The sequence below is a fragment of the Muricoccus harenae genome (assembly GCF_009848505.1).
Classification (GTDB): domain Bacteria; phylum Pseudomonadota; class Alphaproteobacteria; order Acetobacterales; family Acetobacteraceae; genus Roseomonas; species Roseomonas harenae.
This window is the reverse complement of the sequence record NZ_WWDL01000059.1, coordinates 1-14,632: the sequence shown is the minus strand read 5'-3', so window position 1 is coordinate 14,632 and position 14,632 is coordinate 1. Positions and strand designations below refer to the sequence as shown.

Here is a 14,632-nt window from a genome sequence, read left to right as displayed (position 1 = left end):
TCCGGCCGATCCAGAGCGCGGCTTCCACAAAGCGGCGCAGCGCTCCTTCGTCATGCTTCCACGCGAGTGGGATCCGCTGCACCACCAGCATCAGCGCCACCCATTGGGCGTCGTCCAGGCTCGTCCTAGTCATGACCGTGCCACCCTGAAACCCCTGAGAACGTCCAAGCTGGCGCGTCCGCAGACCAGATCAGCGCCGAAAGGGCTTGTCAGGCAGTCCAGTCACAGACCCTAGAAGAGGGAGCTTGCCGCGAGGTTCGGCCTCCGGAACGGAGATCTTCCGCTTGCGTCCGGCTCATTGGGACGCAACCATCGCCGCAACGAATAAGGAGGAGGTCGTCACGATGATTCGTCGCAGCATGCTGGGGTGTGCCCTTGCCGCTTGCCTCGTAGCACCCGCCCTGGCCTATCCCGACCGCACCATCACCCTGGCGACCGGCTTCGCCCCGGGTGGCTCCACCGACGTCACGGCGCGTCTGGTGGCGGACCGGCTAGGTCCCGCGCTTGGCAACGGACGGGTCGTGGTGGAGAATCGGCCCGGCGCGGCCGGCATCATTGCCAGCGATTGGCTGCGCCGCCAGACGCCGGACGGCTACACGCTGATGCTGGTGGAGGCCTCCTCCCACGCGCTCGCACCCAATGCGGTACAGGGTGGAACACGCTATGACGCTGTCGCGGATTTCACGCACATCGCGATCGTCGGCACCGGCCCGATGATTGTTGTCGCGCCACCCGCCTTTCCTGCGCGCACACCTGCCGAGGCGATCGCACGGCTCAAGGAAGCTTCGCCGGAGACCATGCCTTTCGCCTCCTCCGGCGTCGCCTCCATGCCACACCTCTCGGCAGAGATGTTCGCCTCCGTCATCGGCGTCGGTGGCCGCCTTCCGCATGTGCCCTACCGGTCCGGCGGGCTCATGGTGGAGAGCATTGCGCGTGGCGAGACCCAGTGGGGCGTCGCCGTCCTGGCCTCCGCTGCCGGCCAGGTGAAGGACGGGCGCGTGCGGGGCCTGGCAGTGACAGGCCTCGAGCGTTTTCCCTCCTTCCCCGATATTCCCACGCTGAACGAGTCCGTCCTGCCCGGTTTCGACCTTGAGAACTGGTTCGTCATCATCGGTCCGCGCGGGATTCCGCCCGAGATCACCACGCAGCTCAATCGCGCTATCCGCGCGAGCTTGGCCGAGCCTGGGCTGCGCGAGCGGCTGCTGGTCGCCGGCGTCGCGCCCTGGACGCGGCCGAACGAGCCCGCTGATGCCGAAACCTTCCTCCGCGCCGAACTCGTGAAGTTCCGCGACGTCGTCGCGCGCACAGGAGTACGCCTGGAGCCCTGATGCCAGCCCGCCTCGTCTAACGCCGGCCTGCCGGTGGAGCGGAGGATTCCCGCCCTGCTCCAAGATCGTGGAGGCAGGCAGTTTGGCCTTGGAGAGCCACTGCATTCTCCGGCGAGGACGACGCCGTTCGACCGGGCCAGCTAACCATGGCGCGGTCGAGGGCGGCGCTGATGAACATGCAGCGCAGCCCGTCACCGGGTCGCCCGCGCGACGTGGGGCAGGTGAGCCGCAATGGGGGCAACATGTATCAGCACGGCGATGCTCCCCCCTGGGCCGGAATGGCCTCTCCTCGTCGTTGGCCTCGACGCCCGCGATCAACTTGCCGCTCACATATGCGGGTGCGCGCCGGGTGAAGTACTCAACAAAGCGGGCGAGTTGTAGGCGGGGCGCCTCCCGGGCCCGGCCGGCGATGGCCAAGCCGACGGCGGCAGGAGTGGCGCAGCCCCTTGGGTAGAGGCGAGAGCGGTTCATGCGTCCGCTGCCAGTTCTGTGAGCATGCTGTCGCTGTTCAGGCTGCCGCAACGGTCGCGTTCCCCCGATACGCGACGGTGCCGCCCTAGCACGCGGAGTCAGGTTCGGGCTGTCCCGTGGTAGGGGGTATCCCGGCCTCGCGAGGAGGTGGCCCGCACTTTGGAGTGATGCGGACAGTAATCCGTAGCGGCAGAATCGGGAAAACCCTAACATATGCAGGGGGATACCGGGGAAATCTATAGTGGGAACTCAACTGGCATACGCGCCCAGCGCGTCCATGCATGACGTGATCCCGGGGAGCGTGCCGGAACTGGAGCGGCTTCCGGATGGCTGGGTCAGTGGGCGAAGCTGCGACATAGGCGGGCTGCCGGGGCAGACGGTACGCGTCGACTACGTACTGCTGCACCCGCGGCTCGGTGTGGCGCTTATCGAGATGGGGAAGCTCAACGGGGATGCGGAGGACGTCCTGCGTCGGCGCCTGACGGAGGCGCGGTTCGACGCGATCTTCCCCGGCCACCTGCCGATCCTGCACGGAAGTGTCGACGAGTCCGAATTGCCGTCGCTCACGGAAATCCTTATCGAGGAGTTCGCCGGTCTACCTCCGTTGAGCCTGGCGGGCGGTGATGCCTGGGTCGAGACGATGGGGCACATCGTGGTGCCGGCGGATGGGGTCTGGACTGACAATCGGGAGGGAGCGTCCGCCGGACTGGGCGGGAGGCCTCCACGCCGACCTGCGGGAAGTGGTCCGGCCCGGATTGTACCTCTTCGCCTCGTCCACCCGGCTCCGCCGTCCAGCGCACAGAGTCCTCATGCTGAGGAGGATGAGACCAAGGAACTGGTCGGATGGGAGGAGCGAGGCGAGCAAGACGATTCTGAGCGTGCCTGGCCCCGTGGGGCGGCCGAGAGCGTGGCCACCCTCGCGGCGGTCGCGTTGGTTGCGGTCGTCGTTGCCGTCGGCTGGGAGAGCAGTCCCTACGACAGGCCCCACATCCCGCCCTCCTCACCATCGGCGGGCGCGGCGCCTGCCCGGGAAGTTGTCCAGCAGGCATGGCCGGCGGGGGCTGCCGAGGCGATGGTTGTCCGGGGGAAAGAACAGGCCTCGGACGATGAAACGGCCGCTCTTTCCGCATCGTCCAAGCCCTTAGCGCCGGCAGCAATCCTTCCTGAAATGCCGCCGGAGGCCGTGGCCGCAGCTGAGGCTTCCCTACCGTTGCCTCTGCCTGCGCCACCGAGAAGGACGGAACGTACCGCCACACCTTCCGCCCCCAGGGCCGCTCCAAGGGCAGTCCGACACCGGGCCGGTAATGGCGACCGGGGAAGCGCGGAGAGAGCCAGGGTCATCCGAGCGACCACTCAACATCGGCGCGGCGCGCATCGCTAGGCGGACGCCGCTTGAGCGGGTCTGGGACAGCCGATCCTGTCCGCGAAGGTAGCTCTGGCAACTCCAGCTTCAGGTTGACCCTGCCCCTTTTCAGTGGACACGGGTTAGGGCCTACGCGGCCGCGGCGATTGGCTGCATTTCGGTTGGGGCTTTGGGTCGATGGCCGCCTTCGAAGGCGCTTGCGGGGGCGTGCTGTCTCGGGAACGACACCAAGGTGGGAGCAGCGTCTCTATCGCTGCCGTAGTGTAGTCCGTTCCGGCGACGGCCTGCCTCATGACATTGAGAAACGGACAAACCGCCTGTTCCAACGAGTCTGCAGTCCAGCCAGCCCCACGGTCTCAGCAACCGCTCCGAATCGGCCCTGTAGCCTGCAGGGCCATCACGGCCGAATCACCGCGCTTTGACAAAACCTGTGCTAGGCGGGAGGGCAAGCGGCTGATCGCCGCCGAGCCGCGCCGTCGTGTCCAAAGGCACGTCTGCATCGGTGTGTCAGCCCAACTCCCTCATCGGGTGGTACAGGCGTGCGAAGAGTTCGGCCAGTTCCTCGTTTCCGCAAGGCGTGGCGCCATCCCGCGCCTGTTGGACGGCCCCAGACAGCCTATTGGCCGCATTCTATGCCGCTGTGCTGTTGTGCTGCCAAGCAGTGTGAACCAGCGCCTTGCCCGCGTGGCTAATCGGGCAGCATTCCCGACGTCGCTATGAACTCTGTCGCCTCGAAGAGGGCAAGGTCCTCGCGATCAGGGCCACTCATATGGATCGCCTCTCGGACAGCGGATTACGGGGTTGTACGCGCGAGCATCGCCTGGCCCGTTCGTCCTGGTCGGATACGATCAATCCGTCCACTCCACTGCGGGCAAGCAGCTGCGACATCGAACGCGCTCGGCTCGCCGCCGTGTTACGGCGCTTCGTTGTGCATCAGCTCCGGACCGGCCACGGCCACCGGCACAACCGCCAGATGCCGGACCATGGCGATCCACTGCTCCAGCACCGCCTCGCTGTCCGATTCGTCATGATTGAAGCCACGATGCACCGCCATACCGCGCAACAGGCATAGGTTGATGTGCTGAAAGGCGTCGTCCTCCCGTAGCCCGGAAAAGCGCAGCACCTCGCGCCACACGGCCCCGCGGCGCAGCGCCCAGTTGTCCAGCGCTTCCCGCAGGCGTTCGCCCAGGCGCGTATCGGCCCGCGCAGCCATCATGAGTTCCAACGCCGCCACATAGCTGGGCTGGCCGAAGATCTCCCGCCAGGCGAAGCGCAAATAGGTCTCGAGCGGAACGCGCGGCGGGTCAGTGGTTCCGAAGGCGGCGATGCGCGCCTGCTCCCAATTTCCCAGCAGGTGTTGGAAGGCTCCCACCAGCAGATCTGCCTTGCTGGAGAAATGATGTGTCTGCGCTCCGCGAGACACGCCGGCCCGCTTCGCGATCATTGGCGTGGAGAGGCGCTCGTACCCCACCTCACACAGCACATCGAGCGTTGCCTGGCATAGGCGCTGGCGCATCTCAGCCGAGCGCTGCGCCTGGCGTCCTGGCCGCCCCGCCCGAGCGGCCGGCCGGGTGTCCTCGTCCATCCCCACCTCTCCGCAGTGCTGATCCGCAGAGCTTGACGCAGGAAAAACAAACAGGCCAGTCTGTCTTTTCCAAGAAGCGGAAGGTTGAACACATGGCGTCTTTGGGCGAAGCCGTCCGTGGACATCGTTGGGGCCTGATGCGCGCCCTCATGGACCTCCACGGGCTGGATGCGTTGGCCTTCACCAGTGCCGACTTCTTCCAGTTCGCCACGAATTTCGGCACGGATGTGCAGACCTGGGAACGGCCCATCCTCTGTGTCGTGCCGCGCAATGGCGCCCCCTTCGCCATCCTGAATGAGCTCTCCACCCATCACTGGCGCTTCGGGATCGAGGCCGGGAAGCTCTGGGTGACGGATACGGAGACCTATGCCGAGCATCCCCGCCTGACGCGCCGCGCACCGCTGCTGCCGCAATGGCCGGAGATGGTCGCGGACCGCCTGACCCGCGCCGGCCTGGCCCGGTCGCGCATCGGCGTGGATGCGGGCAGTGGCCCGCTCTCCCGCGCCGCTGCCCTGCTGCCGCAGATGAAGCTCGAAGTTCTCACCGCCGCCTGCCGATCCCTCCGCTGGGTGAAGCATGCGGAGGAGATCGCTCTGATGCGCGAAATTGCGGCCCTGTCGGACTGGGTGCAGGAGCGCTATCGCGAGGCTATCCGGCCCGGGCGGCTGGTGCAGGAAATGGACATGTCCATGGCCGCCTTGCTGGCAGAGGAATCCGCTCGCCGTTTCCCGGGCGAGAACCTTGAGATCATGCGCTGCTGGACGCTCTCCGGGCCCGCAAGTTGCGCGCCGCACGGCGATGGCCGCTCCTCCGGCGCCCGGATCGAGAAGGGGCACGGGCTCGTCAACATTGTCATCCCGCGCGTGAACGGGCTGGTGGTGGAGAATGAGCGCACCTGGTTCTGCGGCCGCCCCACGGAGCGCCAAGCCTTCCTGTTCGAAACCGCCCGCGCTGCCAATGAAGCCGCTTGCGAGGCCGCCGTGGCCGGCCGCCCCGTGTCGGACATCGACGCGGCGGCGCAGGAGGTGATCGAACGCGCGGGCTGCGCCGACCTGATCCTGCACCGCACTGGCCATGGCATGGGCACGATGGGCCATGAGTTTCCAGAAGACACAGCCTTCAACAACCGCCCCCTCCTGGAGAACGAGGTCTATTCCGCCGAACCTGGTTTGTATCAATGGGGCCTTGGCGGCTTCCGGCACGATGATACGGTGGTGGTCGGCATGCGGCCCGAGGTGCTGACCAGGGCACCAAAGAGCCTCGCCTCGCAGACGATCGTCTGATGCCGGTCATTTCGATGACCGATCCGGCCCCGCATCTCGCCGCCGTTGCCGCCGCCATAGCGCAGCCGGATCAACCCCATGCCGCGCTCCTGGCGCTGGACCGTGCGCTGGCCGCGACAATCGGGCACAAGCTTTTCACCGTACTCGTGCTGAACCACGCGGCGGGGCAGAAGCAGCGCTACTACACCAACCAGCCCGAGGCCTACCCGGCCGGCGGCCATAAGCCGATCGAACCCATCGGCGAATACCATGAAACCGTTGTGCTGGCCGGCCGGCCGCGCTTCCTGCATAACCGCGCCGCCATCATCCGCGCCTACCCCGACCACCCGCTGATCCTCTCCGTCGGCTGCGAAAGCTCCGTGAATGTGTCGGTGCGCTGGAATGGCGAGACTCTGGGCGGGCTGAACCTGCTGGACGAGGCGGGCCGCTACCACGAGGCGCAGGCGCCGCTCCTCGTCAACTTCGCAGCACTGGCGCTGCCCGCTTTCCTACACATCACCCGCTACTGGACGGAGACCGCTCTATGAACCCCAGCACCACACGCCGCGGCGCCGGCGCCCTGCTGGCCGCGGCCTTCACCGCTCACCTCGCGCACCCGGCCCGGGCGCAGGGCGCGCCATCCTCCACGCTTCGCCTCTTCGTACCGCAGCCCCCGGGTGGCGGCACTGATGTGATCGCTCGCCTCATGGCCGAGACGATGGGACGGGTACTTGGCCAGACAGTGGTGGTGGACAACCGCCCGGGCGCCAATGGCGTGCTCGCTGTCAACGCCTTGAAGCAGGCGCGGCCCGACGGCAGCGCAGTTCTGCTCGGCGGCGTGTCGCTCTTCAGCTTTAACCCAAACCTCTACTCGAAGCTCCCCTACGACGCGACGCGGGACTTCACCTACATCGCCCCCATCGTAGACACTGCCCTCATCCTCGTGGCCGGGCCGAAGAGCGGGCTTACCACCGTCGCCCAACTCGTGGAGCGCGCAAAGGCGGAGCCGGACCGGCTGACCTATGCCAGCGTCGGCATCGGCAATTCCACGCATCTTTCCATGGAAATGCTGACCGACACCGCCGGCATCCGCATGACGCATGTGCCGTTCAACGGCTCCGGCCCCTCGCTCACCAGCGTCATGACAGGGGAGACTGATTGCATGGTGATTCCGCTCGTCACCGCCCTGCCGCAGGTCCAGTCCGGCAATCTGGCCGCGCTCGCGATGCTCACCCGCGACCGGGTGACGGCGCTGCCGCAAGTGCCCACGCTGAAGGAACTGGGGCTGGAAGGGCTGGTGATGCCGGGCTGGTATGCGCTGGTTGGCCCCGCCGGGATGCCTGAACCCGTGGTGGAGCGGATCAACGCCGCCGTCCGGGCGGCACTGGAGGATCCCAGCGTCGCCAAGGCACTGCGAGACCAGTACCTGGAGCCGATGCGAGGTAGCGCGCAATTCGTGCGAGACAGCGTGGCGAAGGACAGCGCCGACTGGGGCGCCTTCATCCGCCGACGCAACCTGCGCGTGGAATAGCACTGCCCGCTGCGCTGCTGCCGAGCAGTCCATATCACCCGAAGCTGGAGCCAGAAATGAGCCTCACACGACGCGGCTTCGGCCATGCGACGCTTGGCAGCCTTGCGATGCCCGCTCTCGCCCAGACGCCACCCTGGCCCCAGGCGGGCCCGATCCGCTTCGTCGTACCTTTTGCCCCTGGGGGCACCACGGACATCATCGCGCGCATCGTCGCGGCCGAGATGTCCCGCCGCATCGGCCAGTCCATGATCGTGGAGAACCGCCCGGGCGCGGGAGCGACCCTCGGCACGGGCCAGGTCGCACGTGCGGCACCCGATGGCTACACGCTCGTGCTCTCTGTCATCAGCGCCATGGTGGTTGGAAATGTGCTCTACGGCCCGCGTGTAACCCGGGATCCGGACACCGACTTCACGCATATCGCCATGCTGATGAGCACGCCCTATCTCTGGCTCGTCCGTCCCGACCTGCCGATCCGCAGTGTTGCGGACCTGGTGGCGGAGGCGACGCGGAAGCCGGACGGGCTCACCTATGGCACCTCCGGCATTGGCTCCATGCCGCATCTTACGGCTGTACGCTTCTGCCAGGCCGCCGGCATCTCCATGCAGCATGCCCCGTATCGCGGCGCGGCGCAGGTCGCGACCGACGTGATGTCGGGCACCCTTCCCCTGATGGTCGACAGCCTGACAGCCGCCAGTGCAAATATCCGCTCTGGCACCCTCCGTCCCCTTGCTCATTCCTGGCCCGAGCGCGTGCCGGATTTCCCTGAAATCCCGACTTTCAAGGAACTCGGCTATCCCGATCTTGTGGTGGATGGCTGGTCGGGCCTCGCCGTCCCAGCGCGCACGCCCCGCCCAATCGTCGAGAAGATCGCCGGCGCGGCGCGGGACTCCCTCGCCTCACCCGACCTCCTCCGCGGCTACAAGGAAACAGCCACAGCCCCGGGGCGGCTCTTCCTGGGAGACGCGCAGCAATACGTCCGCGACGAACTCGCCATCTGGACGCCGGTCATTCGCGCCTCCGGCGCGTCCGTGGATTGAGCTGAGGCCCAGCAGCACCTTTCCTTGACGGCGCGCCCGCATCAGCTACGGTATACACAACCGTATGCGGAGGGGATTTTGCGCCTGGCTGTCCTACCCGGTGACGACATCGGGCCCGAAATCACGGAGGCCGCGTTGCGGGTGCTGCGCGCGGCCGACGCGCGGTATGCCCTGGGCCTCAGTTTCGACATCCACGAGGTCGGCATGGCCGCCCATCGGAGGCTGGGAACCACCCTGCCGGCCGAGGCGTTCGAGGCGGCGCGCGCGGCTGACGGGATCCTGCTCGGGCCGGGTGGCATGACAGAATACCCGCCGCTGTCGGAGGGCGGGGTGAACATCCCCGGGACGATTCGCAAGCGCCTCGAACTCTACGCCAACATCCGCCCGGCGCGGTCGCGTCCTGGCGTGCCGAAGGCGATCCCAGGGCTGGATTGCGTGATCGTGCGGGAGAACACGGAGGGCTTCTACGCCGACCGCTCCCTCTTCCACGGCCTCGGCGAGTTCATGCCGACGGAGGACGTCGCGCTCTCCATGCGCCTGATCACGGCGAAGGCGTCGCGGCGAATCGCAGAGGTTGCGTTCCGCGTCGCGGCGGGGCGGCGCAAGCACGTGACGATGGTTGGCAAGCGGCACGTCCTCCAGGTGACGGACGGCTTGTTCATGCGGGAGGTGCGCGCCGTTGCGGAGCAGCACCCCGGCATCACGTTGCGCGAGATCGACATCGATGCCATGGCGGCGGACATCTACTCGCGTCCCGAGATGTTCGACGTGATCCTGACGACAAACATGTTCGGCGACATCCTCTCGAACCTCGTAAACGCGCTGGCGGGCGGGTTGGGCATGGCCTCCGCGCTGAATGTCGGGGAGCATCACGCCGCCGCCAATGCAGGACACGGCTCGGCACCGGACATCGCGGGGCGTGGGATTGCCAATCCGTCGGGGATCATCCTCTCCGCCGCGATGCTGCTGCAGCATCTCGGCACGACACGAGGCAGCAATGCCTTCGCCGCTGCGGGACACGCGGTGGAGCGGGCGCTGGACCGCGCGATGGCCTCCGCGGAGACGCGAACCCGCGACCTCGGCGGCACTGCAGGGACGGGCGCCTTCGCCGAGGCGATCTGCCGCTTCGTTGCGGACGATGCCTGACGGCGCCGCCCTCCCTGCCGCGCGGACGGCCTATGCGGCGCTGCGCGAGCGGATCCTTTCCAACGCCTATGCCCCCGGCCGGTCCGTCTCGATCGCGGAGGTCACGGCGGATCTGGGGATGAGCCGCACGCCGCTGCGCGATGCCCTGATACGGCTGGAGGAGGAGCGGTTGATCGAGCTGGTGCCGCGCCAGGGCTTCCGCGTGCTGCCCGTTCATCCCCGCGCGATGCGCGAGGCCTATGAGGTGCTGGCGGGGCTGGAAATCGCGGCGATCGAGCTCCTTACCACGCGCGGACCCGACGAGGCGGAACGCACAGCGCTGGCGGAGGTCTCAGCCGCGCTGGAGCGCACGCTGGAAACCCGCGATCTCGACGCCTGGTCTGCGGTGGACGAAAGATTCCACGACGTAATCCTCTCCTCCGCGGGGAACGAGCGGCTGCTGGAGATCGCGCGGGGACTGCTAGAGCAGACGCGCCGGGCGCGCGGGGTAACGCTGCGCCTGCGCCCGCTGCCGGAGGCTTCGACGCGCGCCCACCAGGCGCTCATTGCAGCCATCCTCGCGGGCGACGCAGCCGCGGCGCGCGATATCCACCTAAGGCAGCGCCTGCGCAGCGCGCGGGAGCTCACCGAAATCCTGGAGAGGCTGAACATCCGGGTGCTCTGAACGAACGGGAGGGAGGGAAGGAAAAATGAAGAACAAGGAGTCGAAGATTACGCGACGCACGGCGCTGGCCGCGGGTGTGCTGCTGGCCCGCCCCGCCCTGGCGCAGGAGGGCTGGCCGAACCGCCCCATCCGTGTGGTCGTCCCCTACCCTCCCGGGGGCGGGTCCGATACGGTGGCGCGCCTGATCTACCCACGCGTGTCCGCCCGACTAGGGCAGTCGATCGTCATCGAGAATCGCGGCGGCGCGACGGGCTCGATCGGGGAGGCTGCCGTCGCCCGTAGCGACCCCGACGGCTACACGTTGATGCACGATGCTGCGGCGATCACGGTGAACCCGTCCCTGCTGCGCGGCCTGACCTTCGACGTGCTGCGCGATTTTCAGCCGGTGACGCAGGCCGTGACCTTCCCGAACCTGCTGCTGGCCAGCCCCTCCGTCCCAGTCCGGACGGTGGCTGAGGTGATTGCCATGGCGAAAGCCAGCCCACGGGGCCTGGACTGGGCGTCCTCGGGCCCCGGCTCGAACCAGCACCTGGCGCTGGTGCTCTTCGCGCGCGCGGCAGGGATCACCGTGAACCACGTCCCCTATCGCGGTGGAGGCCCGGCGGTGCAGGACGTGATCGCGGGGCAGATCCCCTTCGTATTCGGCAGCGCCAGCGGCACCACGATCCATGCGCGCTCCGGCGCGGTGCGCGCCATCGCGCATACCGGGACAGGCCGGCTGGCCGCGCTACCGGACGTGCCCGCGGTCGCCGAGACCCTGGCCGATTTCGAGGCGCTTGACTGGCAGGGCGTCTTCGTCCGCCGCGGCACGCCGGAGCCAATTGTGGAGCGTCTAGCGGACGAGATCGGCGCGGTGCTGCGGGAGCCGGAGATTGCGGAGCGCCTCACCAGCCTCGGCGCGCCACCCAGCCCGATGCGGCCTGCACAGTTCGAGGCGATCGTCCGGGCTGACCTGGAGAAATGGGGCCGCGTGGTGCGCGAGGCCGAGATCCGGTTGGAGGGTTGAGGGGAGTGGCGTGATCCACCGAGGATGGTTGCCGCACCTCCACGGGCGCATAGTGCGATGACGGAGGTCCTCTGCTGCGCGGCTCGGCAGGCGAACAGGTCCGTACGGCTCTGGACCCAATCTCGCGCAGCAGGGGAAGATGAGCGCCCGAAGCTGAATCGGACTGTTGCCGACGCGGCACTGATGCGATGAACTGATGGCCTTGCTCTCCGCGCGAACCAACCCGCTGCAGGGATGGGCTCATGGATCTGGTGGATCAGCCGTCCTGTACCGCTTCCGCATGGACTGTGAACACGCTCGTGCCGCGACCGCGTCTCTCAGAGCGGCTTCGCGAGGGGCTCGCCTGCCCGCTGACCGTGATCCAGGCACCGGCCGGCTACGGCAAATCCGCCCTCCTGGCTCTCTGGCAGCGGGAGCTAGAGGCTTCGGGCCTGCCGGTTTCCTTACTAGCCCGGCCCGATACGTCGACGCTGCGCGGTGCGACGGAGCGGCAACCGCAGCAGACCGTCCTGCTCATCGACGGCCTCCAAGCGGGAGCCAAGGCGGTGCTGACCTCGGCACTGGTGGACGCCCCGCCGCCCTTCCCCATGGTTCTGGCAGTCCGAAGCCGGGCCCCGCTCCGCCTCGCGCGACTGCGTGCGATGGGGCAGCTGCTTGAGATCGGTGCGGACGAACTGCGACTGGATCATGACGAGGTCACGCAGCTCCACCGGGCCCTCTCCGGCCACGCCGCACCCGCCTACACGCTGACGGAACTGCAGGCGCGGAGCCAAGGCTGGCCGCTGGCCGTGGCCCTCCATGCACGGGCGTCGCGGAACGGTGCGGGCTTGTCACTGCATGGCGAGCACCGCGCCCTCTTCGAGTATTTCGGAGAAGAGATGTTAGCCGGGTTGCCCCGGGAAATGCGGGCCTTCCTCCTTCGCATCGCGGTTCCGGGACGGATCTGCGCGCGGCTCTGCGACGCCCTCCTGGAGGAGGAGGGCAGCCAAGCCAAGTTGGAAGACATGGTACGCGAAGGGCTCTTCCTCCAGCCACTCGATCAGAAGCGCCTTTGGTACCGGCTGCACCCGCTCTTCCTAGAATACCTTCGCAGGCTCCTGAAGGATGAGGAGCCTGCGCTGGCCAACCGGCTGACGCGCAGGGCGGCTGCCTGGTTCCACGCACAGGGGCTGGATCTGGAGGCAGGGCAGCACGCCTTCCTGTCGGGCGACGCGCGCCGCGCATACCGGCTTCTGGAGCAGGTCTGCCGCGATGTCTCGGCCAGTTCGCACGAAATCACCGACCTGGTGACGCCGGCGGGGGCAAGACGGCTGCTGGCCTTCCCGGATCTGGTCCTCTCCATTTGCTGGGTCTTGTGCAACCGCTGGCAGCTCCGCTTGGTTGACGAGTTGCTCGCCCTTCTCGAACCCCGCATCCGGCAGATGGCGCGCGGTGGGCCGGGCGAGAGGCAGGAAGCGGCACGTCTGGGCCGCCTCCTGCGCCATCGCCGCATGATGCAGGCGCTGTTCGAGGACCGCACCGCCCTCGCCGCCGAGCGCGCCGGGAACCTGCTGCCTGAGTTGCAATCGCTGCACCCCTATGTGCGGGCCAGTTTCCAAAGCGCCTGCTGGAACAGCTGGGCGTGCGGCAACTGACAGCTGTGATGGGCGCCTCCTACGGCGGCATCCTGGCCTTTCAGTGGGGCGTGACCTTTCCGGATTTCATGCGCGGGTTGGTGCCGGTGGTTTCGGCGCCGCGGACGCCGGCGCCGGCACTGCAGCAGGTGGCGGAGACGATCGCGCGTTTCTGGGAGGACCCGAACTGGCGCGGCGGACGCTATGCCGAAGCGGGCGGCATCGCCGACACGATGCGGGCGATCTGGGCTGATACGCTCCGCCTCTACGGGGCGGAGGCGGTGCTGGCGGCGCGGTTCCCGGATCCGGTGGCATGTGAGGCGGCGCTGCGGCGGATGGCGGAGGCCGGGGCTGGCTTCGACGCGAACAGCTTCGTCACGCTCGGTCTGGCAGCCTCCCACTTTGACGTCACTCACTGTCTGGGGAAGATCCGGGCAAGACCCCTCTTCGCCTTGGCACGGACAGACGCCGTCTTTCCATGCAGTCTAGCGCCGGACATCCTGCGGGACCTTGCCGGCGCCGGAGTGCAGGCCTCCTACTTCGAGTTGGACACGGCATTCGGCCACTTGGCCTTCCGTGAGGATCAAGAGCAACTCGACACCCCCATCCGGACATTCCTGGCATCCTTAAACGGGCGGTGAGCAGGTTGGCAGACCACCGTTTCGAGGCCACAGTTCGGGGTGACGGCATCAGGTTAGCTGGATCGAGCAGAACAGATGCCTTGGGTGGCCACTTTGTGTGTCCGCAAGTGCTCGATGTGAGCGGTGGGCCTGCCCGGAGGGATTAACTGTCGATCCGGATGAAGGCTGTTTGACAATTGTCTTGTCGTCGAATGCCGGCAGCCGGAGCCGTCGCAACCGAATGGTGGCCAATACGGGTCCATCACCCGAAAGCGGTTATTCTGCTCTCGGTCACCTCATCTGCTTCACGCATCTCGCAGAAGGACGTCGAGCAGAAGGGCTTCCTGCGCGGTGTCCCCAACGTGACCCTTTGCCGGCGGCAGTGCACGTCTCCGGTCACAATATGCAAGCGTTTAGCGATCGCAACACCCATGGGACCGTGGCGTAGCGCGGATATCGGCGGAAGCACGAACCGGTGTTCTGCCCTTTGGCTTCTCTAACGAGGAATGGCCGCCTAAAAGCTTATCCCACTAGACGCTGGATCTGGGGCTTCCTAGCTCATCGTCCATGACGAGGAGATCTGTTCGGACGACGACGAAGCGGCGCGTTCAGGATGATGGCTGGCGCTTGCCGGATGCGCTCTGGGCTGAGATGGAGCCGCTGCTTCCGCCGCGGCCCAAGCACCCGCTGGGCTGCCACAACCCGCGGGTGCCGGACCGGGCGGCAATGGACGCCATCTTCTTTGTGCTGCGCACGGGATGTCAGTGGAATGCGCTCCGGGAGACGAAGCTCTGCTCGTCCTCCTCGGCGCACCGGCGCTTTCAGGAATGGACAGAGGCCGGGGTGTTCGAGGCGTTCTGGCGCAAGGGCCTGCTGGCCTATGACGGGCTGCAGGGCATCGACTGGAGTTGGCTCGCACTCGACGGCGCCATGGGCAAGGCGCCGCTGGGTGGGGGAAAAAACCGGGCCCAACCCCACGGATCGCAGCAAGTGCGGGGTCAAGCGC

At 67.4% G+C, this 14,632-nt stretch carries 11 protein-coding genes and 1 pseudogene; 11 read left to right on the top strand and 1 reads right to left on the bottom strand.

What is annotated here, in order from left to right; genetic code table 11:
- Positions 1-344 precede the first annotated feature (344 nt).
- Positions 345-1,328, top strand: coding sequence for a Bug family tripartite tricarboxylate transporter substrate binding protein (locus GSE44_RS24195; protein WP_159351397.1), 984 nt, complete (start codon positions 345-347; stop codon positions 1,326-1,328).
- A 2,747-nt stretch (positions 1,329-4,075) separates the two neighbouring features.
- Here the strand turns inward: GSE44_RS24195 and GSE44_RS24190 are convergent.
- Entirely contained in the window at positions 4,076-4,747 is a 672-nt protein-coding gene (locus GSE44_RS24190) for a TetR/AcrR family transcriptional regulator (protein WP_159351396.1), read from the bottom strand.
- A 137-nt stretch (positions 4,748-4,884) separates the two neighbouring features.
- On the opposite strand from GSE44_RS24190, the gene GSE44_RS24185 reads away from it, so the two are divergent.
- From GSE44_RS24185 to GSE44_RS24140, 10 genes and pseudogenes are all read left to right on the top strand, one after another.
- Complete coding sequence (locus GSE44_RS24185) at positions 4,885-6,030, top strand: M24 family metallopeptidase (protein ID WP_235925117.1); 1,146 nt, start codon at positions 4,885-4,887, stop codon at positions 6,028-6,030.
- Positions 6,030-6,557: a GAF domain-containing protein gene (locus GSE44_RS24180; RefSeq protein WP_201306231.1), complete on the top strand. Its 528-nt coding sequence runs from the start codon at positions 6,030-6,032 to the stop codon at positions 6,555-6,557. The genes GSE44_RS24185 and GSE44_RS24180 overlap by 1 nt, the downstream gene beginning before the upstream one ends.
- On the top strand, positions 6,554-7,540 hold the full coding sequence (locus tag GSE44_RS24175; RefSeq protein ID WP_159351394.1) for a Bug family tripartite tricarboxylate transporter substrate binding protein: 987 nt from the start codon (positions 6,554-6,556) through the stop codon (positions 7,538-7,540). Before GSE44_RS24180 ends, GSE44_RS24175 begins: the two co-directional genes overlap by 4 nt.
- A 56-nt stretch (positions 7,541-7,596) precedes the next feature.
- The gene (locus GSE44_RS24170; protein WP_159351393.1) at positions 7,597-8,577 is read left to right on the top strand and encodes a Bug family tripartite tricarboxylate transporter substrate binding protein; all 981 of its coding nucleotides are present in this window, start codon (positions 7,597-7,599) and stop codon (positions 8,575-8,577) included.
- Positions 8,578-8,655: 78 nt separating this feature from the next.
- The gene (locus GSE44_RS24165) at positions 8,656-9,723 is read left to right on the top strand and encodes an isocitrate/isopropylmalate dehydrogenase family protein (protein ID WP_159351392.1); all 1,068 of its coding nucleotides are present in this window, start codon (positions 8,656-8,658) and stop codon (positions 9,721-9,723) included.
- The gene (locus GSE44_RS24160; RefSeq protein ID WP_159351391.1) at positions 9,716-10,387 is read left to right on the top strand and encodes a GntR family transcriptional regulator; all 672 of its coding nucleotides are present in this window, start codon (positions 9,716-9,718) and stop codon (positions 10,385-10,387) included. Before GSE44_RS24165 ends, GSE44_RS24160 begins: the two co-directional genes overlap by 8 nt.
- Positions 10,388-10,412: 25 nt before the next feature.
- Complete coding sequence (locus GSE44_RS24155) at positions 10,413-11,393, top strand: Bug family tripartite tricarboxylate transporter substrate binding protein (RefSeq protein ID WP_159351390.1); 981 nt, start codon at positions 10,413-10,415, stop codon at positions 11,391-11,393.
- A gap of 299 nt (positions 11,394-11,692) precedes the next feature.
- On the top strand, positions 11,693-13,027 hold the full coding sequence (locus tag GSE44_RS24150) for a MalT transcriptional regulator family protein (protein ID WP_159351389.1): 1,335 nt from the start codon (positions 11,693-11,695) through the stop codon (positions 13,025-13,027).
- Complete coding sequence (locus GSE44_RS24145; protein WP_159351388.1) at positions 13,015-13,647, top strand: homoserine O-acetyltransferase family protein; 633 nt, start codon at positions 13,015-13,017, stop codon at positions 13,645-13,647. Before GSE44_RS24150 ends, GSE44_RS24145 begins: the two co-directional genes overlap by 13 nt.
- Before the next feature lie 630 nt (positions 13,648-14,277).
- A pseudogene (locus GSE44_RS24140) lies at positions 14,278-14,632 on the top strand (transposase); the annotation flags it as partial.

Excerpts from the sequence above, each read along its gene's own strand:
- GSE44_RS24155 (WP_159351390.1), top strand. The coding sequence starts at position 10,413 with ATGAAGAACAAGGAGTCGAAGATTACGCGACGCACGGCGCTGGCCGCG.
- GSE44_RS24190 (WP_159351396.1), bottom strand. The coding sequence starts at position 4,747 with ATGGACGAGGACACCCGGCCGGCCGCTCGGGCGGGGCGGCCAGGACGC.
- GSE44_RS24180 (WP_201306231.1), top strand. The coding sequence starts at position 6,030 with ATGCCGGTCATTTCGATGACCGATCCGGCCCCGCATCTCGCCGCCGTT.
- GSE44_RS24175 (WP_159351394.1), top strand. The coding sequence starts at position 6,554 with ATGAACCCCAGCACCACACGCCGCGGCGCCGGCGCCCTGCTGGCCGCG.
- GSE44_RS24195 (WP_159351397.1), top strand. The coding sequence starts at position 345 with ATGATTCGTCGCAGCATGCTGGGGTGTGCCCTTGCCGCTTGCCTCGTA.
- GSE44_RS24160 (WP_159351391.1), top strand. The coding sequence starts at position 9,716 with ATGCCTGACGGCGCCGCCCTCCCTGCCGCGCGGACGGCCTATGCGGCG.
- GSE44_RS24170 (WP_159351393.1), top strand. The coding sequence starts at position 7,597 with ATGAGCCTCACACGACGCGGCTTCGGCCATGCGACGCTTGGCAGCCTT.
- GSE44_RS24185 (WP_235925117.1), top strand. The coding sequence starts at position 4,885 with ATGCGCGCCCTCATGGACCTCCACGGGCTGGATGCGTTGGCCTTCACC.